The organism is Bacillus sp. IT-79MI2 (assembly GCF_949768135.1).
Lineage (GTDB): Bacteria > Bacillota > Bacilli > Bacillales > Bacillaceae_G > Bacillus_A > Bacillus_A pseudomycoides.
Window position 1 is genome coordinate 1 of sequence record NZ_CATKPV010000026.1, and the last position, 313, is coordinate 313.

Consider the following 313-nt stretch of genomic DNA (forward strand, 5'->3'; position numbering starts at 1 on the left):
GATGCATTTGATATTCTATCTACTTGTGATATACCTTACGCACATGTTCAACTCTATGGATTTAAAGCCCAAATATCCAAAATACGGGGGAATCATGATAGCTTTGAAAAAAATATGGGAAAAGCAATTGAAATGGGACTAGAAAAAAGGCAATATTCTTTAGTTCGAGAGTTTGCTCTTGAGCTAGGAAAGTACCTTTATAATAATCGAGCGTATAAACAATCGGCAAAATATTTCGAAATAGCAGCTGAGAATGCATTAAATTAAGAAAAATATTTGATTCATTGATAAAAAGTAGAGGGGAAAAGACATG

1 pseudogene is annotated in these 313 nt (G+C 32.6%); it reads left to right on the forward strand.

The window, feature by feature from the left end:
• Positions 1-267: pseudogene (locus tag ACM6HU_RS02025) on the forward strand (transcriptional regulator); the annotation flags it as partial.
• Positions 268-313 lie beyond the last annotated feature (46 nt).